Origin of the sequence: Campylobacter sp. US42a, from assembly GCF_004379055.1 — a bacterium.
In the GTDB taxonomy this organism is placed as follows: domain Bacteria; phylum Campylobacterota; class Campylobacteria; order Campylobacterales; family Campylobacteraceae; genus Campylobacter_D; species Campylobacter_D jejuni.
Genome location: NZ_RYYK01000027.1, coordinates 1 through 235 on the forward strand (window position 1 = coordinate 1; position 235 = coordinate 235).

Below are 235 nucleotides of genomic sequence, written 5' to 3' on the forward strand. Positions count from 1 at the left end.
ATGTTACAAAAGAATTAAACCTTAAAAATGCTGTTGTTATTATAGATCAAAGTAATGTTTATTCTTTAGGACTTGCAAAAGCTTTTGAAAAATCTTTAAAAGAGAATGGCGGTAAGGTGATCAAAAAACTTGCAATCAGTTCAGGCGATAAAGATTTTAGAGCTGTAGTTTCACAGCTTAAAAGTTTAAATCCTGATTTTGTTTATATGCCAATTTATCATCCTGAAGCTGCTCT

Annotated in this window: 1 protein-coding gene; it reads left to right on the forward strand. The window is 30.2% G+C overall.

Annotated features, from left to right (window positions below; translation table 11 throughout):
- The coding region (locus ELQ10_RS08545) for an ABC transporter substrate-binding protein (RefSeq protein WP_166739198.1) at window positions 1-235 on the forward strand (235 nt) is incomplete at both ends.